20 protein-coding genes, 1 tRNA gene and 1 pseudogene are annotated in these 23,310 nt (G+C 48.2%); 21 read left to right on the forward strand and 1 reads right to left on the reverse strand.

The annotated features are described in order from the left end of the window. Positions 1 to 130: 130 nt before the first annotated feature. From carA to greA, 3 genes are read left to right on the forward strand one after another with little or no spacing between them, the layout of a single operon-like run. Positions 131 to 1,264: a glutamine-hydrolyzing carbamoyl-phosphate synthase small subunit gene (carA, locus tag EBB_RS09430; RefSeq protein ID WP_192393464.1), complete on the forward strand. Its 1,134-nt coding sequence runs from the start codon at positions 131 to 133 to the stop codon at positions 1,262 to 1,264. Between the two features lie 17 nt (positions 1,265 to 1,281). Next, entirely contained in the window at positions 1,282 to 4,497 is a 3,216-nt protein-coding gene (gene carB / locus EBB_RS09435; RefSeq protein ID WP_192393465.1) for a carbamoyl-phosphate synthase large subunit, read from the forward strand. Positions 4,498 to 4,530: 33 nt separating this feature from the next. After that, the gene (gene greA / locus EBB_RS09440) at positions 4,531 to 5,007 is read left to right on the forward strand and encodes a transcription elongation factor GreA (protein WP_020485125.1); all 477 of its coding nucleotides are present in this window, start codon (positions 4,531 to 4,533) and stop codon (positions 5,005 to 5,007) included. Between the two features lie 39 nt (positions 5,008 to 5,046). Here the strand turns inward: greA and yhbY are convergent, their stop codons facing one another. Continuing rightward, positions 5,047 to 5,313 carry a ribosome assembly RNA-binding protein YhbY gene (gene yhbY / locus EBB_RS09445; protein WP_192393466.1) on the reverse strand — a complete coding sequence of 89 codons (267 nt, stop codon included), beginning with the start codon at positions 5,311 to 5,313 and terminating at the stop codon, positions 5,047 to 5,049. A 50-nt stretch (positions 5,314 to 5,363) separates the two neighbouring features. Here yhbY and rlmE point away from each other — a divergent pair, with 50 nt between their 5' ends. The 18 genes and pseudogenes from rlmE (at position 5,364) to EBB_RS09530 (ending at position 23,217) form a co-directional block, all read left to right on the forward strand. Beyond that, positions 5,364 to 5,981, forward strand: coding sequence for a 23S rRNA (uridine(2552)-2'-O)-methyltransferase RlmE (gene rlmE / locus EBB_RS09450; protein ID WP_192393467.1), 618 nt, complete (start codon positions 5,364 to 5,366; stop codon positions 5,979 to 5,981). Positions 5,982 to 6,101: 120 nt separating this feature from the next. Next, complete coding sequence (ftsH, locus tag EBB_RS09455; protein ID WP_192393468.1) at positions 6,102 to 8,021, forward strand: ATP-dependent zinc metalloprotease FtsH; 1,920 nt, start codon at positions 6,102 to 6,104, stop codon at positions 8,019 to 8,021. A gap of 71 nt (positions 8,022 to 8,092) precedes the next feature. Continuing rightward, positions 8,093 to 9,433, forward strand: coding sequence for a phosphoglucosamine mutase (gene glmM, locus EBB_RS09460; protein WP_192393469.1), 1,341 nt, complete (start codon positions 8,093 to 8,095; stop codon positions 9,431 to 9,433). A 54-nt stretch (positions 9,434 to 9,487) separates the two neighbouring features. Further along, entirely contained in the window at positions 9,488 to 10,234 is a 747-nt protein-coding gene (tpiA, locus tag EBB_RS09465) for a triose-phosphate isomerase (protein ID WP_192393470.1), read from the forward strand. A gap of 87 nt (positions 10,235 to 10,321) precedes the next feature. Continuing rightward, positions 10,322 to 10,657, forward strand: a complete 336-nt coding sequence (gene secG / locus EBB_RS09470) for a preprotein translocase subunit SecG (protein ID WP_503466900.1) — start codon at positions 10,322 to 10,324, stop codon at positions 10,655 to 10,657. Positions 10,658 to 10,673: 16 nt separating this feature from the next. Further along, positions 10,674 to 10,758: transfer RNA gene (locus EBB_RS09475), tRNA-Leu, on the forward strand. A 162-nt stretch (positions 10,759 to 10,920) separates the two neighbouring features. Further along, entirely contained in the window at positions 10,921 to 12,117 is a 1,197-nt protein-coding gene (locus EBB_RS09480; protein WP_192393472.1) for a tyrosine-type recombinase/integrase, read from the forward strand. Positions 12,118 to 12,228: 111 nt separating this feature from the next. Beyond that, entirely contained in the window at positions 12,229 to 13,110 is an 882-nt protein-coding gene (locus tag EBB_RS09485) for a hypothetical protein (RefSeq protein ID WP_192393473.1), read from the forward strand. Positions 13,111 to 13,209: 99 nt separating this feature from the next. Further along, positions 13,210 to 13,443: a helix-turn-helix transcriptional regulator gene (locus EBB_RS09490; RefSeq protein ID WP_192393474.1), complete on the forward strand. Its 234-nt coding sequence runs from the start codon at positions 13,210 to 13,212 to the stop codon at positions 13,441 to 13,443. Positions 13,444 to 13,591: 148 nt separating this feature from the next. Further along, the gene (locus EBB_RS09495) at positions 13,592 to 13,975 is read left to right on the forward strand and encodes a GntR family transcriptional regulator (RefSeq protein ID WP_192393475.1); all 384 of its coding nucleotides are present in this window, start codon (positions 13,592 to 13,594) and stop codon (positions 13,973 to 13,975) included. A 239-nt stretch (positions 13,976 to 14,214) separates the two neighbouring features. Then, positions 14,215 to 14,682, forward strand: a complete 468-nt coding sequence (locus tag EBB_RS09500; protein ID WP_192393476.1) for a helix-turn-helix domain-containing protein — start codon at positions 14,215 to 14,217, stop codon at positions 14,680 to 14,682. A 12-nt stretch (positions 14,683 to 14,694) separates the two neighbouring features. Further along, positions 14,695 to 15,819, forward strand: a complete 1,125-nt coding sequence (locus EBB_RS09505) for a tyrosine-type recombinase/integrase (protein WP_192393477.1) — start codon at positions 14,695 to 14,697, stop codon at positions 15,817 to 15,819. Positions 15,820 to 15,978: 159 nt separating this feature from the next. Beyond that, positions 15,979 to 16,236 (forward strand): hypothetical protein, encoded by a 258-nt coding sequence (locus EBB_RS09510; RefSeq protein WP_192393478.1) that lies wholly within the window; start codon positions 15,979 to 15,981, stop codon positions 16,234 to 16,236. 122 nt (positions 16,237 to 16,358) lie between these two features. Continuing rightward, a complete protein-coding gene (locus tag EBB_RS09515) occupies positions 16,359 to 18,152 on the forward strand; it encodes a site-specific DNA-methyltransferase (RefSeq protein ID WP_192393479.1) in 1,794 nt (597 codons plus the stop codon). Continuing rightward, complete coding sequence (locus EBB_RS09520) at positions 18,153 to 20,786, forward strand: DEAD/DEAH box helicase (RefSeq protein ID WP_225587295.1); 2,634 nt, start codon at positions 18,153 to 18,155, stop codon at positions 20,784 to 20,786. Next, entirely contained in the window at positions 20,786 to 21,694 is a 909-nt protein-coding gene (locus tag EBB_RS09525) for a hypothetical protein (protein ID WP_192393480.1), read from the forward strand. Before EBB_RS09520 ends, EBB_RS09525 begins: the two co-directional genes overlap by 1 nt. 453 nt (positions 21,695 to 22,147) lie before the next feature. Continuing rightward, a pseudogene (locus EBB_RS26675) lies at positions 22,148 to 22,263 on the forward strand (Arm DNA-binding domain-containing protein); the annotation flags it as partial. Between the two features lie 120 nt (positions 22,264 to 22,383). Continuing rightward, a complete protein-coding gene (locus tag EBB_RS09530; protein WP_192393481.1) occupies positions 22,384 to 23,217 on the forward strand; it encodes a tyrosine-type recombinase/integrase in 834 nt (277 codons plus the stop codon). The last annotated feature ends 93 nt before the right edge of the window (positions 23,218 to 23,310 follow it).

Raw genomic sequence — 23,310 nt, forward strand, 5'->3', positions numbered from 1 at the left:
GACGCACCAAGTTAGAAAATTGTTAATGACCAAACAGCCATAATTTCGTAAAATCACTTAAGTTTTTATCTATCAGGAACGGGATGAGTCGCAAGATTTATCCCGTTTTCTACATCTAAGGTGGCCAATCTTGAACAAACCTGCATTACTGGTACTAGAAGACGGGACGGTGTTTCACGGCATTTCGATAGGTGCCGACGGCTGTTCCGTGGGAGAAGTGGTTTTTAACACGGCACTGACCGGCTATCAGGAAATTCTCAGCGATCCGTCATATGCACGGCAAATCGTCACATTGACTTATCCGCATATCGGCAATGTCGGTACTAATCCTGAAGACGACGAATCCGCAAAAGTGTTTGCCAGCGGTCTGGTGATACGCGACTTGCCTTTGCTGGCCAGCAGCTGGCGTAAAGCGAAAACCCTGCCCGAATATCTGTGCGAGCACAACGTGGTGGCAATTGCCGACATCGACACCCGCAAATTAACCCGCTTGCTGCGCGACAAAGGCGCGCAACGCGGTTGCATCATCGCCGGCGAATCGGTTGATTTAGACGCTGCGAAACAGGCCATCAAAGGCTTTCCGGGCCTGAAAGGCATGGATTTGGCGAAGGAAGTGACCACCGCGCAAGCCTATGTCTGGTCCGAAAACGTCTGGAAGCTGGGCGAAGGCCATCAACAGGCGCCTGATTTGACCAAGCATGTGGTGGCTTACGATTTCGGGATCAAACGCAATATCCTGCGTTTGTTAGCCAACCGCGGTTGCGAGGTCACGGTCGTTCCGGCCAAAACACCGGCTGCCGAAGTGTTAGCAATGAATCCGGACGGCGTGTTTTTATCCAACGGCCCCGGCGATCCGGAGCCTTGCACCTATGCCATCGAAGCGATCAAAACCATCCTGGACAAAAAAGTGCCGGTATTCGGTATTTGTCTGGGTCATCAGTTATTGGCTTTAGCCAGCGGCGCGAAAACCGAGAAAATGAAATTCGGCCATCATGGCGCCAACCATCCGGTGCAAGAACTGGCAACCGGCCGGGTGATGATCAGCAGCCAAAACCACGGTTTTGCTGCCAGCGCCGACTCTTTGCCCGCCAATCTGAAAGCCACCTACGTCTCGCTGTTCGATGGTAGTTTGCAGGGCATTGCCCGCACCGACGTGCCGGCCTTTAGCTTTCAGGGGCATCCGGAAGCCAGCCCCGGTCCGCACGATGTCGAGTCTTTGTTCGACGATTTCATCGATTTGATGAACCAGCCTCGTTCCGCTTAAGTTTTATACAGAGTGATATGCCAAAAAGAACCGACATAAAATCGATTTTATTACTGGGTGCCGGACCGATTGTCATCGGCCAGGCTTGCGAATTTGACTATTCCGGTACCCAGGCTTGTAAAGCCTTACGGGAAGAGGGTTACCGGGTGATTCTGGTCAACTCCAATCCGGCGACGATCATGACCGACCCGGATATGGCCGATGCAATTTACATTGAGCCTATCGACTGGCAAACCGTCGAAAAAATCATCGAAAAAGAACGTCCCGATGCGGTGTTGCCAACCATGGGCGGCCAGACGGCGCTGAACTGTGCGTTGGCGTTGGACAAACACGGAGTATTGGCAAAATACGGCGTGGAGATGATAGGCGCGACCAAAGAAGCTATCAACATGGCCGAGGATCGCGCGCTGTTTAACGAAGCGATGGCGCGCATTGGTTTGGAAGTGTCCAGAGCCAAAGTCGCACACAGCATGGAAGAAGCGTTTGCCGCGCAGGAAGAAGTGGGTTATCCCACCGTGATTCGGCCCTCGTTTACGATGGGCGGTAGCGGCGGCGGCATCGCCTATAACCGCGAAGAGTTCATCGAGATTTGTGAGCGTGGCCTGTATCTGTCGCCGACCAGCGAATTGTTGATCGAAGAATCGATTTTGGGCTGGAAAGAATTTGAAATGGAAGTGGTGCGGGATTCTAAAGATAACTGCATCATTATTTGTTCGATCGAAAACTTCGACCCGATGGGCGTTCACACCGGCGACTCGATCACCGTCGCCCCGGCGCAAACCTTGACCGACAAGGAATATCAAATTCTGCGTAATGCCTCCTTGGCGGTATTAAGGGAAATTGGTGTCGATACCGGTGGTTCGAATGTGCAGTTTGCCATCAATCCCGACACCGGCCGCTTGATCGTCATCGAAATGAACCCCAGGGTGTCGCGCTCATCGGCGTTGGCTTCTAAAGCCACAGGTTTCCCGATTGCTAAAGTCGCTGCCAAACTGGCGGTGGGCTATACCTTGGATGAATTGCGCAATGAAATCACCGGCGGTGCGACACCGGCGTCGTTCGAGCCGTCCATCGACTATGTGGTCACCAAAGTGCCGCGTTTTGCCTTCGAAAAATTTCCGCAAGCCAATGACAGGCTGACTACGCAAATGAAGTCGGTCGGCGAGGTGATGGCGATTGGCCGCACTTTTCAGGAATCGTTGCAAAAAGCCTTGCGTGGCTTGGAAGTGGGTGTCGATGGTCTGGATGAAATTGCCGATTTGAACGACGCTAATAGCGAAGACACCATTCTGAAAGAACTGCGTTATCCCGGCCCGCAACGTCTTTGGTATTTGGCGGATGCGTTCCGTAGCGGTTTGAGTTTTGAGGATATTCATCAGGCCTCGAAAATTGATCCGTGGTTCTTGGCGCAGGTCGAGGACCTAATTAATACGGAAAAAACCTTGTCCACCAAAACCCTGGCAACTCTGGAACCGGGCGAATTATTGCGGCTGAAACGCAAAGGTTTTTCCGACAGACGTCTGGCCAAACTGCTGGAAACCAAGGAATCCGAAGTGCGCAGCGTCCGTCACAAAAAAGGCGTGCGTCCGGTTTACAAGCGCATCGATTCTTGCGCGGCGGAGTTTGCTTCCGATACCGCTTATCTGTATTCGACTTACGAACAGGAATGCGAGGCTAATCCGTCCGACAAGGAAAAAATCATCATCCTTGGCGGCGGCCCAAACCGGATCGGCCAAGGTATCGAGTTTGATTATTGCTGCGTGCATGCCGCGTTGGCGCTGCGCGAAGATGGTTACGAAACCATCATGGTCAACTGTAACCCGGAAACCGTTTCTACCGACTTCGATACGTCCGACCGTTTGTACTTCGAGCCTTTGACGCTGGAAGACGTGCTGGAAATTATCGAACTGGAAAAGCCCAAGGGCGTCATCGTCCAGTACGGCGGCCAAACTCCGCTGAAATTGGCTCGGGCCTTGGAAGCTGCTGGTGCGCCGATTATCGGTACTTCGCCGGATTCGATAGACTTGGCTGAAGACCGTGAGCGTTTTCAGAAATTGCTGGAGCGTCTGAATCTGTTGCAGCCGCCCAATGCCACCGCGCGTTCGGTCGAGCAAGCCGTTAATTCGGCTCGCGAGCTGGGTTATCCGTTGGTCGTGCGTCCATCCTATGTGTTGGGGGGGCGGGCGATGGAGATCGTGTTTAACGAAGAAGGCTTGCGCCGCTACATGAAAGAAGCGGTCAGTGTCTCCAACGATTCGCCAGTATTGCTGGATAGATTCCTGGACGATGCGGTCGAAATGGACGTCGATGCGATTTACGATGGCGAGACGGTGCTGATCGGCGGTTTGATGGAGCACATCGAGCAAGCCGGTGTGCATTCCGGCGACTCCGCGTGTTCGTTGCCGCCTTACGATTTGCCGGCGCATATGCAAGATCAACTGCGCGCCCAAGTCGCGAAAATGGCCGAAGCCCTCGGTGTGCGGGGTTTGATGAATACCCAGTTTGCGATTCAAGGCGAAACCATTTACGTGCTGGAAGTCAATCCGCGGGCCTCGCGTACCGCGCCGTTTGTGTCCAAAGCTACCGGTTATCCGCTGGCGAAAATCGCCGCGCGGGTAATGGTCGGTAAATCCTTGAAAGAACAGGGCATCACCGAAGAGCGTATTCCCGAGTATTTCTCGGTGAAAGAAGCAGTGTTCCCGTTCATTAAGTTCCCTGGCGTCGATCCTTTATTGGGGCCGGAGATGAAATCGACTGGCGAGGTAATGGGCGTGGGTAAGACGTTCGGCGAAGCGTTTGCCAAATCGCAACGGGCGTCCGGCGTGGACTTAAGTCACAGCGGCAAAGTTTTGATCAGTATTCGTGATGCCGACAAACCTAAGCTGCCGGAACTGGCCAAAATGCTGATCGACAAAAATTACGAGATTGTTGCGACGCGCGGTACGGCAAAGGTATTGAAAGAAGCCGGCATTGCTTGCAAGGAAATCTTTAAGGTCAACGAAGGCCGGCCCAATACCGTGGACATGATTAAAAACGGCGAGGTGCAGTTAATCGTCAATACCACCGAGGGTGTTAAAGCTGTGGCCGATTCGTTTACGATGCGTCGCGAAGCCTTGCAGCGCAAAGTAACCTATTACACGACAATGGCGGGTGCGCGTGCGGCTTGTTATGCCTTGGGTGAACTCGATGCCGGCGACGTGAATTGCCTGCAAGACTTGCATAAAACATTTTAACGGATGAATTTGAATTCAAGAGGGGAGCAGTAAATGCAAAAATTTCCACTGACAGTGGTGGGTGCCAACAAATTGCGCGCCGAATTGGAAGAACTTAAAACCGTGGTTAGACCGCGTATCATTCAGGCTATCTCTGAAGCACGTGCCCACGGCGATTTAAAAGAAAATGCCGAGTACCACGCGGCGCGCGAACAGCAAAGTTTTGCCGAAGGCCGCATCGCTGAAATCGAAGGCAAGTTATCCAACGCCAATATCATTGATGTCACTAAAACCGAAGCCAACGGCAAAGTAGTATTTGGCGCAACGGTGGAAATCGAGGATCTCGATTCCGGCAAAACGGTGACATATCAGATCGTCGGCGAAGACGAAGCCAACATCAAGGAAGGCCGCATTTCCGTGGGGTCGCCGATTGCTAGGGCATTAATCGGCAAGGAAGTTGAAGATGTGGTGACGGTAAAAGCGCCGGGTGGCAATATCGAATACGAGATTCTCTCGGTCCAATATATTTGAGGTGATTGGTTGATGGGGAGGAGCGCCTCCCCATTGACTTTATTTCTTGGGGTTCAAACGATAAATAACGGCTATTTGGCCAATAGATTGCACCAGTTCCGCCTTGGTTTGCTCGCAGATTTGATCTCTGATAGTGGCGCGCTCGTCTCTTTCCGCGCGAATTTTGACTTTTATCAGCTCGTGAGCGTCCAGCGCTACATTAATTTCTTTGATAACTGCTTCGGTCAAGCCAGCTTGGCCGATAATCACCACCGGATTTAGCGGGTGAGCTTCAGCTTTCAGCTTTTTCTTTTGAATAGGATTCACTCTGTTTCCTTAAACTTTAAAAACCCAGCAATTTTACACGAATAGAAAATATGGCACGCAGCAAAAGTAGCCAGCAATGGATGCAGGAACATTTCCAAGACGAGTATGTCAAGAAAGCGCAGGCCATGGGCTACCGCTCTCGCGCCGTGTTCAAGCTGATAGAAATCCAAGAAAAAGACAAAATCATAAAACCTGGTATTAATATAGTTGACCTAGGCGCTGCACCGGGCGGGTGGTCGGAATATGTCAGCAAAATCGTCGGTAAAAAAAATAAGGTGATTGCGCTGGATTTGTTGGCTATCGATCCTATTGACGGCGTGGATTTCATTCAAGGCGATTTCCGGGAAGGCAACGTGCTTGAGCAGCTCTATAAAGTGCTTGATGGCGAACCGGTTCACTTGTTATTGTCGGATATGGCCCCCAATATGAGTGGTAGCCGGGAAATGGATCAGCCGCGGGCGATTTATTTGGGCGAATTGGCCCTGGATGCCGCGCAACATATACTGGCTAAGGGTGGGACGTTTTTGATCAAGATGTTTCAGGGCGCTGGATTTGATGAATACTATAATCAAGTGCGTCAGCAGTTCAGCAGTGTGGTGATTAGAAAGCCTAAAGCTTCGCGGCCCAGAAGTAACGAAGTGTATATTTTGGCGAAAGGTTTTAAATAAAACTGCGAAAGTCGCCGTTCATAGGGCTATGATGGCGGTGGGATGCGAGTAGTCCTGATACAATTACTCGGTTTTTAAATTTTGAGGCCATTCCAGGCCGGAGCGCGTAACTTGAGCGATATGATTAAAAATTTAATTTTGTGGGTGGTCATCGCCGTAGTGTTGATGGCTGTATTCAACAGTTTCGGGTCGCGGGCGATTCGTAGCGACGCGACTTTTTCGTACTCGCAATTGATCGACGCTGTCAAAGCTGGACAAGTTCAGCAGGTTGCGATCTCCGATAATACTGTCAAAGGCAAAATGGTCTCCGGCGATAAGTTCAAGACTTATATGCCTAACGATCCGCATTTGATCGACGATCTGTTGGCTAACGGTGTGGAAATATCCGTTCAACCTCCCGAAGAGCCGTCCATGCTGATGCAAATCTTCGTATCATTCGGTCCTATTTTGTTGCTGATCGCGGTTTGGGTATTCTTTATGCGCCAAATGCAAGGCGGCGGCGTCGGTGGTCGCGGCGGTGCAATGGGCTTTGGTAAAAGCAAAGCGCGGATGCTGGATCAGGATCAAAACAAGGTGACTTTCGCCGACGTTGCTGGTTGCGACGAGGCCAAGGAAGAGGTCGAAGAAATGGTCGACTTCCTTAAAGACCCGGCAAAATACCAAAAATTGGGCGGTAAAGTGCCGCGCGGCGCCTTGATGGTTGGACCTCCAGGTACCGGTAAAACTTTGTTGGCCAGAGCGATTGCCGGCGAAGCGAAAGTGCCATTCTTCACTATTTCCGGTTCGGACTTTGTGGAAATGTTCGTCGGTGTCGGTGCCTCACGGGTGCGTGACATGTTTGAACAAGCGAAGAAGCATGCTCCTTGCATCATATTTATCGACGAGATTGATGCGGTTGGTCGTTCACGTGGTGCCGGCTTAGGTGGTGGTAACGACGAGCGCGAACAAACCTTGAACCAATTGCTGGTTGAAATGGACGGTTTCGAAGGTCACGAAGGTATTATCGTTATTGCCGCAACCAACCGTTCCGACGTGCTGGATAAAGCCTTGTTGCGTCCAGGCCGTTTCGACCGTCAAGTGGTAGTTGGCTTGCCTGATGTGAGAGGCCGGGAACAAATTCTTAATGTGCATTTGAAAAAAGTCCCTGCGGCGGATGACGTCAAAATCAAATATATCGCACAAGGTACGCCAGGATTTTCCGGTGCTGACTTGGCTAACTTGGTTAACGAAGCGGCCCTGTTCGCTGCGCGCTACAACAAGCGTTTGGTCAGTATGGTGGACTTGGAAAAAGCCAAGGACAAGCTGATCATGGGTGCGGAAAGACGCTCCATGGTGATGGACGAGAAAGAAAAGAAAATGACCGCGTATCACGAAGCCGGTCACGCTATCGTCGGTCGTTTGGTTCCTGAGCACGATCCTGTCTACAAAGTCAGCATCATGCCGCGTGGTCGTGCGTTGGGTGTCACGATGTTCTTGCCTGAGCGCGATCAATACAGCGCTAGCAAACGTAAACTCGACAGCATGATTTCCAGCTTGTACGGCGGCCGGATTGCCGAGGAATTGATTTTTGGCTGGGAACAAGTGTCTACCGGTGCTTCCAACGACATCGAGCGTGCCACCGAGTTGGCTAGAAACATGGTGACCAAATGGGGCTTGTCGCAACGTCTTGGTCCTTTGGCGTATAGCGAGGAAGAAGGTGAAATTTTCTTGGGCCGCTCTGTCACCCAACATAAATCTGTAGCTGAAGAGACTTCGCACACCATCGACGAAGAAATCCGGTCTATCATTGATAGAAATTACGAAAGAGCGGAAACGATTCTGAAGGAAAACGAAGATATTCTGCATGCGATGGCAGATGCTTTGATGAAGTACGAAACCATCGATAAATATCAGATCGATGATTTGATGGAAAGAAAGCCGGTGAGAGAGCCAAAAGGTTGGGAGGACGATACGCCGTCTTCCAGTGGCGGCATCAAAAATGATCATTGGGATCAAAAAGATACCGACCCATCAATCGGAGGCGCGGCCGAGCAAGGCTGATGCCTTAACGGCAAAAGCGAGAGAGGCTCCGGCCTCTCTTTTTTTTGGGATTTAGTTAAGAGAATTTGAGTATGGCAAAAAAATATTTTGGCACTGACGGTATCCGCGGCAAAGTCGGTGAATACCCTATTACTGCCGACTTCATGCTAAAGCTGGGCTGGGCGACAGGCAGAGTCTTTGCCAAGGAAGGCAGTGGTTTCGTGTTGGTGGGCAAAGACACGCGCATTTCCGGCTATATGTTCGAATCAGCGTTGGAAGCGGGCTTGTCGGCGGCTGGTGTGGATACCCGTTTATTGGGACCTATGCCCACGCCGGGTATTGCGTACTTGACTCGGACTTTAAGAGCCAGAGCCGGCATTGTGATCAGTGCTTCCCACAATCCATACTACGACAACGGCATCAAGTTTTTCTCGGTGGATGGCGCCAAATTGCCGGATGACGTAGAGCACCAGATCGAACAATATTTGGATGCGCCGATGACCACGGTGGAATCGGCAAAACTGGGCAAAGCCAAACGGGTCAGCGATGCCGCCGGCCGCTACATCGAATTTTGCAAAGCAACGGTGCCGCCGCATTTGGATTTTAAAGGCATGCGGATTGTTATCGATTGTGCCAATGGTGCGACATACCACATTGCGCCACATGTTTTCAGTGAAGTCGGGGCCGAGGTGGTTACGATTGGTGCTGAACCGGATGGTTTGAATATCAACGACGAATGCGGGGCGACCAAGCCGGAAAATCTGGCCGCTAAAGTACTCGAATTTCGCGCCGATCTGGGCATAGCGCTGGATGGCGATGGCGACCGGATTATCATGGTCGATCACAAAGGCGAGATAGTCGATGGTGACGAGTTGATTTACATCATTGCTAAATCACGCCTGGAAGAAGGCAAACTGTTCGGGCCCGTGATTGGCACGCTGATGTCAAATCTGGGCATGGAGCACGCGCTAAAAGCCGTCGGCGTACCTCTACTGCGTGCCAAAGTAGGCGACCGATATGTGATGGAAATGTTATCCGAGCACAAAGGCATGCTCGGTGGCGAAGGCTCCGGACATATTATCTGTCTGGATAAAACCACTACGGGCGACGGTATTGTTTCTGCCCTGCAAGTGTTGGCGGAAATGCAACGTACCGGCAAAAGCCTGAACGAGCTTAAATCCAGTATGAGCAAATACCCGCAAGTGTTGGTAAATGTTAAGACCGACAAAAAAGTCAAAATTGAAGAGATCGACAGCATCAAAAAAGCCGTGGAAGCAGTAGAGAAAAAACTGGGAGACCGGGGCAGGGTATTGCTGAGATCGTCCGGCACCGAGCCTTTGATCAGAGTGATGGTGGAAGGTGTTGATCAAGACGAGGTTGTGAGGTTTGCTAACCAACTGGCGGCGGATGTCAAGAAAGCGATTCCGGCTTGAACTAAAAGGTTTAACTCGATATTATATGCGGTCTTATTTAGCTCGGAGGATGTAATGCGTCGGTCTTTGATTATGGGTAACTGGAAAATGAACGGCTCGCTGGAAGATGGGCAAAAACTTGCTCAAGCTTTGGCTGAAGGTCTTGGTAATGTTCAGCAAGAAGTAGCGGTTTGCGTTCCTTTCGTCTATTTGTCAGATATTCGTAGCGTATTGGCTGCATCCCCCATCGCATTGGGCGCGCAAAATGTTGCCGACCAAGCATCCGGTGCTTATACCGGCGAAGTATCAGCAGCAATGCTGAGCGAAGTCGGTTGCAAATATGCCTTGGTGGGTCACTCCGAGCGTCGCAGCTATTACGGCGATACCAACGAATCGGTTGCCAAACGTTTTTGCCAAGCCTTGAGCAAAGGTGTAGTGCCTGTGCTGTGCGTTGGTGAAACTCTTGAAGAGCGCGAGCAAGACAGAACCTTCCAAGTGGTTGACGAACAATTGGACGCCGTGATTGCCGCCGCAGGCATCGAAGCGTTCGAAACCGCTGTCATCGCTTACGAACCTGTTTGGGCTATTGGTACCGGCAAAGTGGCGACCGACGAGCAAGCGCAAGAAGTACACAAGTACATTCGTCAGCGGATTGCCGATAGAAATCCGGTAATCGCGGAAAAAGTACAAATTTTATACGGTGGTAGCGTCAAGCCAGATAACGCAAAAGGCTTGTTTGCAATGCCGGACATTGATGGTGGTTTGGTGGGTGGTGCATCTCTGGATGTAAAAGGCTTCCTGCAAATTTGCCATTCGGTTTAGTTTCATCCGATTAAGGTCTTTATGTTGTACCAAATCATAATAATTATTCACATCTTCCTGGGTATAGGCATCGTTGGCTTAGTCCTGATGCAACAAGGAAAAGGCGCTGATGCAGGCGCGACTTTTGGAGGCGGCGCGTCCGGTTCGGTATTCGGCGCTCAAGGTTCCGCCTCATTTTTGTCCAGAACCACGGCTATTTTCGCCACCTTGTTTTTTATTACCAGCCTAGGTTTGGCCGTGTTAAGCGGCTATCAAGGTAAAAAAACCGACGTCATATTGGATTCGACACCTGCTGCTGAACCCGTTAAATCTGATGTACCGTTAACGCAAGGCGTGCCTGCGGACGGCAGCTTACCGATTCAGGATGTTACCTTGCCTGAAGCGCCGGCTATCAAAGAAGTCGAAAAGCCAGCGGCAAAATAAGTTAGCAACAAATAAAGCCGACGTGGTGAAATTGGTAGACACGCCATCTTGAGGGGGTGGTGACGCAAGTCGTGGCGGTTCAAGTCCGCCCGTCGGTACCAAACAAGGGTTTTAAGAAGCCCAAAGAAGTACAGAAACCCGCAAGCTGCAAGGCTTAGCGGGTTTTTTGTTGTCCAATTAGGTTCAATAGGGTGTATTGACATACCGTCATGTTGAGCGGTACAAATGACGGTACATTACAAGTTGCCTAAGTTGATACCGTCATGCCGTTATCTGATCCAGCCATAAAAAACGCCAAATCCACCGAAAAGCCTTACAAAATGCCTGATGAAAAGGGCATGTATTTGTTGGTTAATCCCAATGGCGGCAAATACTTTAGGCTTGATTATCGCTTTGGGGGCAAACGCAAAACTTTAGCGCTTGGTGTTTATCCTGAAACTAGTTTGAAGCAAGCTAGAGAAAAAAGAGATACTGCCAAAAAGCAAATTGCGGACGGTATCGATCCATGCGCTATCAAGAAAGAAGACAAGATCACACAAGATCATACATTCGAAAAAGTGACTCGTGATTGGTTCGCTTCAGTCAAACATACAGTTAGGGAAATCACGCAGCAAAAGAAAATCAGAAGATTCGAGCGATTTGTCTTTCCAGTGATTGGAAACATGGTTCACGCTGAAATCAAATCACCTGATGTTTACAAGATCATCAAGCCATTAATCGCAAAGCGTCAATTAGAAACTGCACACAGAGTACATAGTGAGATCGGCGCGGCGTTCGCCTATGCAATTGCTCACGGTTTTACCGATTATGATCCTGCTCAAGCAGTGGCTGGACAAATACCTGCTCAAAAAGTTAAACATCGAGCGGCGCTTACCGAGCCTAAAGATGTGGCGCAATTGCTAAGGGATATTTGCAATTATCAAGGTACGTTTGTTGTGCAATGTGCGTTCAGATTATCCCCTTATTTATTTCAGCGGCCTGGAGAAATCAGGCAAATGGAATGGAAGGATGTTGATCTTGATGCTAAGGAGTGGCGGTATTTTGTTACTAAAACAGAAGTGCAACACATTGTACCGTTATCGACTCAGGCTGTTGCAATATTGGAAGCGGTCAAACCGCTAACTGGTGCCGGGCGATATGTGTTTCCATCTAGCCGAGGCGATGGCCGGCCAATGTCGGATAACACCATAAGAACTGCGCTTAAATCGCTGGGCTATGACAGCGATGCTATGACCGCGCACGGCTTTAGAACAACAGCATCAACACTGTTAAACGAACAGGGCTGGAGTCCAGACGCTATTGAGCGGCAGCTTTGCCATATGCCAAGGGATGCGGTTAGAGCTGCTTACAATCGTGCTCAGTATTTAGAAGAACGGCGACGGATGATGCAAAGCTGGGCTGATTATTTGGATAGCCTAAAAGCGGGGGCGCAGGTCATACCGTTCAGGAAAAGTAATTGAACATGATATAATTAATGTAAGCCGGATAGCCCGACGGGGCAACAAGCGGGATTCGTCCCCCGTTTCCGGTTAAACCTTTTTTGGACAACATCACGCCATGACGGAGGGCGCTTGATACTTGAAGCATCTATTCAGGTTGATCTACCAGTTCAGGCAGAAGAACTGGCATTACAAGTTAGAGATTTCAAAGTAGCTAGTCGATCAGGTAAAAAACAAACAGCCTGGTTTTTTCGATGTGTAAACAGTCCTTCATTTGTACGATGGAACAATCGCGAGCTGATTGGCAGAAGGCTTAACGAAGTTGAATTCGCGGCTGTGGCAGCGCGATCATATTCGGCCCTGTTCGAACTAAGCAAAGAAGATATACCTCGTTGCCCACCATCACTAGTGGCTAAAAAATCCAGCCAAGCCGCAAGGCTATTGGATGCAATGCCCCACTCCACTTTGTTGCCGGGTTACGCCAAGGAAGATGTTTTTTTAAAAGGTCTGGCCGATCTTTCAAAATGGACTGCCGAATCAATACCTTCGGGTTTTAACGGAAAAGGCAAGCCAGCGTTACGTTGGTTGATTGCCAAAATCGCTGAAGAGTTTTGTTATTCGTTTTCTATGCCTCCCTCTGTTGCAATCATTGGCGATCTGGTCAGAATTGGATGGCCGGCAGTCGAAGATAGATCAATCCGCAATACAGCAAATGATGAAATGCTTACTCGAGTTATTGAGGTGGCGGCCCTCAGGCGGATTCATGACAACAATTCAAAAACTATTAGCCATCAAGTCATATCGGCATTTTCATCAAAAAAGGAACCGGCACCACTAAATCAATCAACTCCTGAAATTCAAACCTCAAAACCAACAGGCGATTGCGAGATTCTGGAGTTGATGGAAAAGCAGGCAAAAGCATTAACTGATAGTAGTGATAGACGAAGGCTTATTTCGATAATAAATGCCATTCGATACGAAAATGGCTATATGTCAGATAATGAAGGAAACTAAATTCATGTTTTTTTGATTTTGGTTTCCCTGTTCAAGCGAGAATCAACCAAAACCAGAAAAATGTAATCATGTACAACGAGCATCACAGGGGTGCACTACATGGTTATTCGTCCTCAACTACCGGAAACCGGTTTTTTGCGTCTCAAGCAAATAGTCGGCGATCCAAAAGCAGAGCCGCCTATACCGGCAATTCTACCTATCAGCAGAACATCGTTTCTCAACGGCGTTAAATCCGGCAAATATCCAAAGTCCATCAAACTGGGTGAGAGAACTACCGCCTGGAGAGTTGAAGATATTCGCGAACTGATTAACAGCGTGGGAAGTTCCGCATGAAAAAGTCTCTTCAAATTACCAGCTTCAAACTGGCCGTTAATCGAAAATTACAGCAATACCTTTTCGTTACTCAGAGACGTATAAAAGTTGGGTTGATCCATTTGGCTGACTGGTTATCCATTCTACCAATGTAACCCAATTTGCATTGATGGCAAAGAAAAACAAGGTAAAGCTTAGTTTTGATCGACGAGGCGGGGTCTTAGTCGTTTCCAGAGTAATGCGCGAGTCATATGCGTATGAGTCGATGTCACCGACAGCCAAGGTCTTAATGGATTTATTGCATATGCAATGGCGCAATGATAGGCCGGTTGCCTATGGCGTTAGAGAAGCGGCTAAGAAAATCGGCTGCAAACCTGAAACAGCCGGTAAGGCATTTAAGGTGCTCGAGGAGCGTGGCTTTATTGTTCGTGAAACTGAATCTCTGTTTAACAGTAAAACTGGTAGCAAAGCCCGCGAATGGCGTTTGACCTGGATGCCATTCGAATATCGCGAGCCAACCCACGACTGGGAGAAATGGCAACCGTGCAATTAAAGCAACCGTACCGAAAAGGGGAACACATATCTAATTTGTATGCTCCATTTCGGTACACAAAAATATTTCAATCTAATTTGTGTACCGTTCTGGGGTACGCAAAAGGCAAAATTCAATGACTTGCAAAACCATTGCATGCTCCTTATTGGGACACACCTACTATAACCATACCTATATAGAAAAGAGGCGGTATCACTGGGCGAATGGAAGCAGGCTGATTTGGTCATTGAGAAAAAATAATGGCTAAACGACCTAATTCAAATTTAGCAAAAATCCATCGTAGCTATACGGTGGAAGAAGTAGCCGATTTGTTTTCTGTACATAAAAACACCGTGCGGGCATGGATAAAAGACGGATTGGCGATTAATGACAATAAAAGGCCATTGTTAATTCTGGGTTCCAGTTTGCGTGGTTATTTGCAAGCCAAAAGAGCAAGCAATAAGCATAAATGCCTGCCCCATGAAATTTATTGCTTGCGCTGCAAAACACCTAAATGTCCCGCAGAAAATATGGTGGATTATGAAGCGATTAACGCCAGTAACGGGCGGCTCATTGGTATCTGTCCTTGTTGCAACAGCATCATTAATAAGTACCTTAGAGGCGATCAAATCGAACATATTCGGGGCAAACTGGACATCACATTACCGAAAGCACTGAAACACATAAACGAGAGTTCTAAACCCCTCTTAAACAGTGACTTTAAATAGTGAGTTGAAATCATGACAAAACACAATCCCGATAATGAGCGCATCAAGCGCAAATATTTCATATTTTTGAAAGAAGCCAAGCGCCAGAATGAAAGTTCAGTCGATGCGGTTGCCAAGGCGATCAGTCGCTTTGAAACCTATACAAAGTATCGCGATTTTAAGGCGTTTCATTTTGAGCAAGCGGTTGGATTTAAAAACCACTTAGCCAAACAAACCAACCAGCAAACCGGCAAGCCACTGAGCAAATCAACGATGCATTCCGCTCTTGGACAGTTGAAAGCCTTTTTCCAATGGTTAGCCATGCAGCCCGGCTATAAATCCCGCATAAGCTACACCGATACGGAATATTTCAACTTATCGGAAAAAGAGGTGCGGATTGCTACGGCGAGGCGTGAAACCGCAGTACCCACGTTGGAGCAAATTAAGCACGTCATTGAATCCATGTCTAACAACACGGCCATAGAGCGCCGTAACCGCGCCCTGATTGCCTTTACCTTGTTGACTGGTGCGAGAGATAGCGCCATTGCTTCTATGAAGCTAAAACACGTCGATATGGTTGGAAACTGCGTTTTTCAGGATGCCAGAGAAGTGGACACCAAATTCAGTAAGACCTTCACCACTTATTTCTTTCCCGTCGGCGACGAAATTCAGCAAATCGTTGATGACTGGGTGCGCTACCTGAAAATAGAGTTACTCTGGGGCAATGATGATCCATTATTTCCCAAAACCAATGTCATAGTAGGTGAAGACAGGGTTTTTAAACCGGCAGGACTGCAACAAGCCCATTGGCGTAATGCGTCACCGATACGGACGATTTTTCGTGAGGCTTTCGAAACGGCAGGCTTACCGTATTTTAATCCACACAGCTTTCGCAAAACTTTGGTGACGTTGGGGCAACAGATTTGCCAAACACCAGAGGAATTTAAATCCTGGAGCCAAAATTTAGGCCATGAAGATGTTTTAACGACCTTATACAGTTATGGCGAGGTACAACAACATAGGCAAGGCGAGATTATTCAGCAGTTAAAGTTGCCACGATCTACTGTCAACCAAAACGCTGATGAAATTGCCAGGGCGGTGGTTAAAGCAATGGCGAATCAAAAAATACACCAACACCTGGGATTGCTGCAAAGCTGAAAATCATCGATAGCAAATTTTCAGCGATAGAGTTGGCGCTGATAGCAACTACAAATACGGCTGTTGCAGTGTGACTAAACTGAAAGCAACGGCTATTCCGGCTGCAATCGATGTTACCATTCGCGCCAAAATCGTAATGCCCAAATCCTAAGGAAGATAATGAATTTAACCGAAATTGCTCGACATGCAGCCGAACAAAGACAGAAGTTGGCCGAAACCGTCTATGTAATAGAAAATCATATCGTTATAAATGTCGGGGATGAGTACAACATAGCTATCAATCGCTGTGATACTTCCGAAAAACTCTTACATTGGGTCTGGCACTTGTGCGAAAAAACCTGGATGACGCCGGAAATCTTGCGATATTTCATTGAGGTTGCCTGCAAACAAAGCGGAATCAAAATGCAAGAGTCATAAGCTTTTGTGATGCGGGTTTGTCCATAGAACCAAACCCAGCGAAATAGCTTAGCAATTCAAATACCCCATCAACCCGCGCTATCGGTCGATAGGAGCGACATACAGACCAACAGGATTAACCCATGCCGGAACTGCACTTTAAAGGTAAGGAATACGTTTACAATCATCATTTGAATGTGCCGTTTCGGCCGTTAATCGCTCAGCCGGATAAATCCATCGGCGAGAATTCGGGCAATCTGATCATCCACGGCGACAACCTCCATGCGTTAAAGGCGTTACTACCGCATTATGCGGGCAAGGTAGACTGTATTTTCATCGATCCGCCCTACAACACTGGCAACGAAAACTGGTGTTATAACGATAACGTCAACAGCCCGATCATTCGCGAGTGGATTGACAGCAATCCGGTGAATAAGGAGGACATGCTAAAGCACGATAAATGGCTGTGCATGATGTACCCGCGCCTGAAGTTGTTGCATGAATTGTTGGCGGACACCGGCAGTTTCTGGATGACGCTCGATGATAATGAAATCCACCGGGCACGGATGGTGCTGGATGAGATTTTTGGGGAGGAGAATTTTGTTGCTACTTGTATTTGGCAGAAAAAATACAGTACAAAGAGCGATACACGGTTTTTTTCTGAGTCGCACGAATATCTGCTGGTCTATGCCAAGGATGTTGACCGGATATTTTTTGAAGGACTGACTCGAACGGAAGCTCAGGATGCTGCATATAAAAACCCTGACAACGACTCCCGTGGTGATTGGGCATCGGACAATCTACTCCGCAGCGAAGCAAGAGGCTACGCCATTTATCCTGTGACCAGCCCGAATGGCGAAATATACTTGCCACCCCCTGGAACAAGCTGGCGATACAACAAGGAAAAATTAGACGAATTGTTGGCCGACAACCGTATTTGGTTTGGGGTAGATGGCACGGCACGACCGCGCTTGAAGAGATTTTTGTCCGAAGTGCAACAATCCGTTCCTGCACAGACTATTTGGGGTTATTCCGAAGTAAACCATAGCGACGGTGCAAAAAAATACCTTGCCGAGGTGTTTGGTGGCAAAGGCGCGCCGTTTGCGACGCCGAAACCTGTGGAGCTAATGAAGCGTGTTCTCCAAATCACCACAGATAAAGATTCTGTAATCCTCGACTCCTTTGCCGGCTCAGCCACCACCGCCCATGCAGTCCTAGCCCAAAACGCCAAAGACGGCGGCAATCGCAAGTTTATCTTGGTCGAATGCGAGGATTATGCCGACAACCTGACTGCCGAACGGGTGCGCCGGGTCATCAATGGCTATGAATTTGATGGTACGCAAAAGGAAGAATTACACCGCGAGAAAATTACCTGGAGCAATTTCAGCAAGGACGGGCCGCGCCATAAGCTGTTGCAGCATGTGCAAAGTATCGAGAATATCGACGGTTTGCGCTTCGATAACATCAAGAAAGAAATCAAAGATGGCGAGTTGATCGTCACCGGCGAGAAGAAAATCACCGAAAAAGTGGCTGGCTTGGGCGGCGGCTTTACCTTTTACACGCTGGGCGAACCGCTTGACATCGATAAAATTCTGACCGGTGAAACCCTGCCGGATTATTCGGCCTTGGGTGCTTGGTTGTTTCATACCGCGACCGGCCAACCCTTGAATGTCGAACAAATCGATGCCGAACGCTGGTATTTGGGCTGTAGTAGTCAGTATCACGTCTGGCTGATTTACCAGCCCGATCTGGACTTTTTGAAGTCGCCACAAGCCGCTTTGACTTTGAGCGCGGCGGAAAGCATAGGCCAAAGCCATAAAGATAAATCCCACCTGGTTTTTGCCGCCGCCAAGTACGCGCCCAATCGCTTGCTGTTACCGCTAGGTGTGGAATATGCGCCGTTGCCGTTCGCGTTGTACCGCATTGAAAAGGACTAAATGATGGAGTTAAAGGATTACCAGCAAACGGTTTTGAAGACCCTCGATGACTATCTCGATACGTTGAGAACTCAGCAAACCAAAGCCCAAAAAATTCAACAGGCCAATGTACTGGAAACCGACCCGGATTTAATTCGCCCTGTGCCGGATTATCCCAAAGAGACTTGGGATATGATGCGGAAAGCAGGCAAACTGCCTTTGGCGAGAACCAATATCCCATTTAGTCCGCGTATTGATGGTATTGGCCGCGCCGTGCCATCGGTCTGTTTTAAAATCCCTACCGGCGGAGGTAAAACGATTTTGGCCGCTCATGCGGTGTCTAAGATTCAAAGCCGATGGTTGCAGCGCAATCATGGTTTTGTGTTGTGGATCGTGCCAAATGAGTCGATTTATACCCAAACGCTTAAAGCCTTACGCGACCGTCAACATCCCTACCGGCAAATTCTCGACCGGGCCAGCGCCGGGAAAACCAAGATACTGGAAAAACAGGATGGGTTGAATAGCCACGATGTAGATAGTCAATTGTGCGTAATGCTGTTGATGTTGCAATCAGCCAATCGGGAAACCAAAGAATCATTGCGCTTATTTCGTGACCGGGGCAACGTGCACGGTTTTTTTCCGTCAGCAGATGATGTGTTGCTGCATGCCGAGCTGTTAGATCAAATACCGAATCTGGACGTGTATGGCGATAGCGCCAACATTGGCGCAGTTATTAAGGAATCGTTGGGTAATGTTTTGCGCTTGACTCAGCCTGTGGTGGTGTTGGATGAAGGCCACAAGGGTTATTCCAAGCTGGCACTGCAAACTTTATACGGCTTTAACCCGTCTTTTGTGTTGGAGCTGACCGCCACGCCGGTGGACAGAACCAGCGACACGCCGCCGATGTATAGCAATTGGCTGGTAGATGTGCGCGGCACCGATTTGGATAAGGAAGACATGGTTAAACTGCCGATTAACGTCACCGTGCGCGGCGGCGATGACTGGCGGGTTTGTCTGCGGGAAAGCGTGGAACGTTTGAACGTTTTGCAGCATCAGGCAGAGCATTTACGTGCGGAAAGTGCGCGTTATATTCGGCCCATTTGTTTGGTGCAGGTGGAGCGTACCGGCAAAGATCAGCGTGACGGCTTACGGGTGCATGCTGAGGATGCCAAGGATTATTTGCTATCACTTGGAATAAGCCAAGAACAAATTGCGATTAAGACTTCCGAGAAAAACGAACTGAATCAGCCGGAAAATCTGGACTTGTTCAGCCCGACTAATCAGGTTCGTTTCATCATTACTAAACAGGCTTTGCAGGAGGGCTGGGATTGCTCGTTTGCTTATGTACTGTGCTCATTGACACCAGTGAGTAGTAGCGGCGCGATGACGCAATTGGTTGGCCGTATTTTGCGACAACCCGATGCGACCAAAACAACGATACCGGCATTAGATGAATGCTATGTATTTTGCTTCCATTCAAAAACCGGTGAAGTTGTTGATGCCATTCGCAAGGGACTGGAGCAAGACGGCATGGCGGATTTGGTTGCCAGTATTCGAGATGCTGGTGGTGAAGGTGGTAGCGGCAATATTGGCAGAACGATCATGCCGCGTGAGAAATTTCTTAAAACCAAAATTTACCTGCCGAAAGTGTTATGGATTGATGCGGATAAAGTGCGGGATTTGGAATATGAAACCGATATTTTGTATCGCATCGACTGGAGCGAAATCAATCTTGAAGGTTTGGCGGCAACTTTGCCTAAAGCGGTTCAGGCGGCCACAACCCAAGTTGTCCGAATTGGCCTAGAGGATGATCCCAATAGCAAGGATTTTATCCAGTCTGAAACCGTGAAAGCGGAAGAGGTGGATGCGGATTTTGATCCGGCTTATGTCACGCGGGCTATTGTCGATGTCGTGACAAATCCCTGGATAGCACGTTCTCTGGTTGGCAAGGTTTTAGCTGATTTGGAAAAGTTGCAGTTGTCCGCAATCGACTGGGCGGCCATGACCAGTGTCATGATCGAGAGTTTGCGAGCACGTCTAAGCAAAGAACGCGACCGATTGGCGGAAGTTGTGTTTTTGCGGGAAGTGCAAGCCGGTCGGATTCAATTTCGTTTGCGCACGGATAAAAACAACTGGCGTATGCCGAATAACATACCGACGCAAAGGCAACCTGATAGCCCGCTTTTACAGCGCGGTGATGGCAAGGTTGTTGAGCATAGTTTTTTCGATCCGGTTTATAGAGATGATCTAAACGGCTATGAACAGAAAGTGGCGACTTATTTGGATAGCGAAAAAGCCTTGAAATGGTGGCACCGCAATGTCGCCAAATCTCAATCAGGCTATGGTTTACAGGGATGGCAGAAACACAAAATTTATCCCGACTTCATTTTTGCCCTATCCCATCAGGATGGTCATGAGCGGTTTATGGTGCTGGAAACCAAAGGCGACCATTTGAATAATCCTGATACGGCGTATAAGAAAAAACTGCTGGAAGTCTGTACAGATGCCTTCCAATTGGAAACGCTGCAATCCGCCGGTGAGTTGGAGCTATTGGACGACGACGGGGTAAAGGTACGCTGTGCTTTGATTTTTGAAAGCACTTGGCAAACGGATTTGGCTAAGTTGATTGAGGATACTGTGGATGTGGCGCAGTAATGCCTGAAGTTATCTATAACCTGTTTGTCTATACCGATGGGAAAATCGTAACCGATTTGGGATTTGTCCAATATAACATCGTCGAAGATGGTTCTGATGAAAAAAAGATTGAGTTTTTAAGGGCGCGGGCCTTGTTAGATCATGGTGGGGCGTACAAGGCAAAGGTCGTTAGTCCTGAAATCAACTTGGAGAGTTATTATTCTAAACACCGGCTAGGTACGGCTCTAGCTATGTTTGAAGAGTTTTTCCAACTTGTTAATGCGCCACCTGATCCATTGTTTGCAATGACTGTTGTCGAAAACGGTGAGGTAAAGATTAGTTATTCCTATACTGGCTCGACTTTAGATTTAAGTGATAAAACAGCAGGTTTCGTAGATTACTTAGTTCATTACACTTCTGAAAATCGAATCGACTTTGGGCAAATGTTTGAAGATGATTACTTTAAGGCTATCAAGCTATTATTTAATAATGGTTTTTTGGTGTCCAGCGCGAAATTATTAATGGTTTTTGTGGATACTGTGGCGTTTGTAGAGTTTGGTGACGAACAGGGGAGTTTTGTTAAATGGCTAGATGCCTATACTTCACTCAGTTCAATTGACCTTGAAGCAAGTGAACTATGGGAATTTCGAAATGGTGTACTTCACATGTCGAATCTGCATTCTCGGCGGGTACTATCTGGCAAAGTGCAGCGCCTTGTCCCTTGTGTAAATTTGGGTGCAACTTTATTCGATAAGGTGCGCAATGAGAAACAGTTTGATTTGTTAAGCCTGATTGAGATCATTGTCACTGGGGTTGGTAAATGGGTAGAGACTTACAACGTGGACAGTTTGAAACTTGAAAAATTTGTTGAGCGTTATGACACAGTTATTTCTGATGCTCGAAAAGCATATCGACCGGTAGCAATTTAGGATAAATTTTATCTCATGGAAGCTTCGAAAAACGCAATTTGAGTGTGTTGCCCCAGTTGATGAGAATAGGGGGTAAGATTGGCGATTGGCGGTATATTTGACGGTATTAAAAAATTTAACAATTAATTTATTTATGTTTATCAGTATTTTAGTCGATTAATTCAAGACCGCCCGTCGTACCAAACAAGGGTTTGAAGAAATCCAAAGAAGTGCAAAAACCCGCAAGCTGTAAGGCTTAGCGGGTTTTTTATTGTCCAATTGTGTACAGTTAAATGCAATGAAGTCCAGTCCAGTACAACAAAATTTGTTGTACTGAGCGTTGTACTGGCAAAATATTGCAATTCCAGTACAACATTTGGTAAAGCAAAATGGCTATCAAACTCAATAAAGACGCGGTTTACAGGGCTGCCAAGGTACAACAAAAGGAGTGATGGTGGTGGCTTGTCGCTACTCGTGAAAAATGACGGTACGAAAAGATGGCAGTTTGATTATCGGTTTGAGGGCAAGCAAAACAGGCTAGGTTTTGGCACCTTCCGGATACCACCTTAGAAAACGCTAGGCGGCAAGCAGAGGACGCAAGGCAGCAAATTGCCGAAGGAATCAATCCCGGCGAAATTCGCAAACAAGCTAAAGCGGCCAAGCAACTTGTTAGACAGAACGAGAACCGCCAAAAAGAAGGTTTGCCGATTTTGGATAGTTTCGCCGATGTAACCCGGCAATGGCTGGCGTCTATCGAGCATCTAATAAGTTCAACTACTCACATAAAAAAAATCAGTCGAATAGAGCGCTTGGCGTTTCCCTCGTTGGGCGATAAACCCATAAAGGAAATTAAATCAGCCGATGTACTGGCAGTCTTAAAACCGTTGATCCAAAAACAGCAACTTGAAACGGCGCACCGATTACATGCGGAAATCAGTTCGATATTTGCTTACGCCATTGTGCATAACTTAACCGAATACGATCCAGCACAACCCGTAGCCAAACAGATTCCGGCGCAAAAGGTTAAACACCGGGCGGCCATTATCGATCCTAAACAGGTAGCACAATTGTTGCGGGACATATCCAATTATCAAGGTACCTTTGTCGTGCAATCGGCATTTCGATTATCACCGTTGTTATTTCAACGTCCAGGTGAAATCCGGCAAATGTACTGGGATGATGTTGACTTAGTGGCGCGAGAATGGCGACCTTACATCAGCAAAACCGATTTTCATCATATTGTGCCTTTATCGACGCAAGCTATAGCTATCCTGGAAGCCATTCAGCCACTAACCGGCGGTGGGCAGTATGTATTTCCGTCAAGCCGTGGTGATGGGCGCCCAATGTCTGATAACACTATCCGCACGGCGCTTAAATCGCTTGGTTACGATTCTGACGTAATGACGGCGCATGGATTCAGAACCACGGCCTCAACCCTACTTAATGAACATGGTTGGTCACCGGATGCGATTGAGCGGCAGTTGGCCCACGCGCCACGTGATCAAGTGCGAGCGGGCCTACAATCGGGCGCAATATTTGGATGAAAGGCATCGGATGATGCAAGCCTGGGCTGATTACCTGGATAGCGTCAATGCTGGAGCGCAAGTGCTACCTATTAGGACAATAAAATGACAATT

Source organism: Methylomonas fluvii (assembly GCF_014850975.1).
GTDB lineage: Bacteria > Pseudomonadota > Gammaproteobacteria > Methylococcales > Methylomonadaceae > Methylomonas > Methylomonas fluvii.

What these genes read in the sequence shown, in the direction of transcription:
- carB (WP_192393465.1), top strand. Translation starts at nt 1,282, where the DNA reads ATGCCAAAAAGAACCGACATAAAATCGATTTTATTACTGGGTGCCGGA.
- greA (WP_020485125.1), top strand. Translation starts at nt 4,531, where the DNA reads ATGCAAAAATTTCCACTGACAGTGGTGGGTGCCAACAAATTGCGCGCC.
- rlmE (WP_192393467.1), top strand. Translation starts at nt 5,364, where the DNA reads ATGGCACGCAGCAAAAGTAGCCAGCAATGGATGCAGGAACATTTCCAA.
- ftsH (WP_192393468.1), top strand. Translation starts at nt 6,102, where the DNA reads ATGATTAAAAATTTAATTTTGTGGGTGGTCATCGCCGTAGTGTTGATG.
- glmM (WP_192393469.1), top strand. Translation starts at nt 8,093, where the DNA reads ATGGCAAAAAAATATTTTGGCACTGACGGTATCCGCGGCAAAGTCGGT.
- tpiA (WP_192393470.1), top strand. Translation starts at nt 9,488, where the DNA reads ATGCGTCGGTCTTTGATTATGGGTAACTGGAAAATGAACGGCTCGCTG.
- secG (WP_503466900.1), top strand. Translation starts at nt 10,322, where the DNA reads ATGCAACAAGGAAAAGGCGCTGATGCAGGCGCGACTTTTGGAGGCGGC.
- EBB_RS09480 (WP_192393472.1), top strand. Translation starts at nt 10,921, where the DNA reads ATGCCGTTATCTGATCCAGCCATAAAAAACGCCAAATCCACCGAAAAG.
- EBB_RS09490 (WP_192393474.1), top strand. Translation starts at nt 13,210, where the DNA reads ATGGTTATTCGTCCTCAACTACCGGAAACCGGTTTTTTGCGTCTCAAG.
- EBB_RS09495 (WP_192393475.1), top strand. Translation starts at nt 13,592, where the DNA reads ATGGCAAAGAAAAACAAGGTAAAGCTTAGTTTTGATCGACGAGGCGGG.
- EBB_RS09500 (WP_192393476.1), top strand. Translation starts at nt 14,215, where the DNA reads ATGGCTAAACGACCTAATTCAAATTTAGCAAAAATCCATCGTAGCTAT.
- EBB_RS09505 (WP_192393477.1), top strand. Translation starts at nt 14,695, where the DNA reads ATGACAAAACACAATCCCGATAATGAGCGCATCAAGCGCAAATATTTC.
- EBB_RS09510 (WP_192393478.1), top strand. Translation starts at nt 15,979, where the DNA reads ATGAATTTAACCGAAATTGCTCGACATGCAGCCGAACAAAGACAGAAG.
- EBB_RS09515 (WP_192393479.1), top strand. Translation starts at nt 16,359, where the DNA reads ATGCCGGAACTGCACTTTAAAGGTAAGGAATACGTTTACAATCATCAT.
- EBB_RS09520 (WP_225587295.1), top strand. Translation starts at nt 18,153, where the DNA reads ATGATGGAGTTAAAGGATTACCAGCAAACGGTTTTGAAGACCCTCGAT.
- EBB_RS09525 (WP_192393480.1), top strand. Translation starts at nt 20,786, where the DNA reads ATGCCTGAAGTTATCTATAACCTGTTTGTCTATACCGATGGGAAAATC.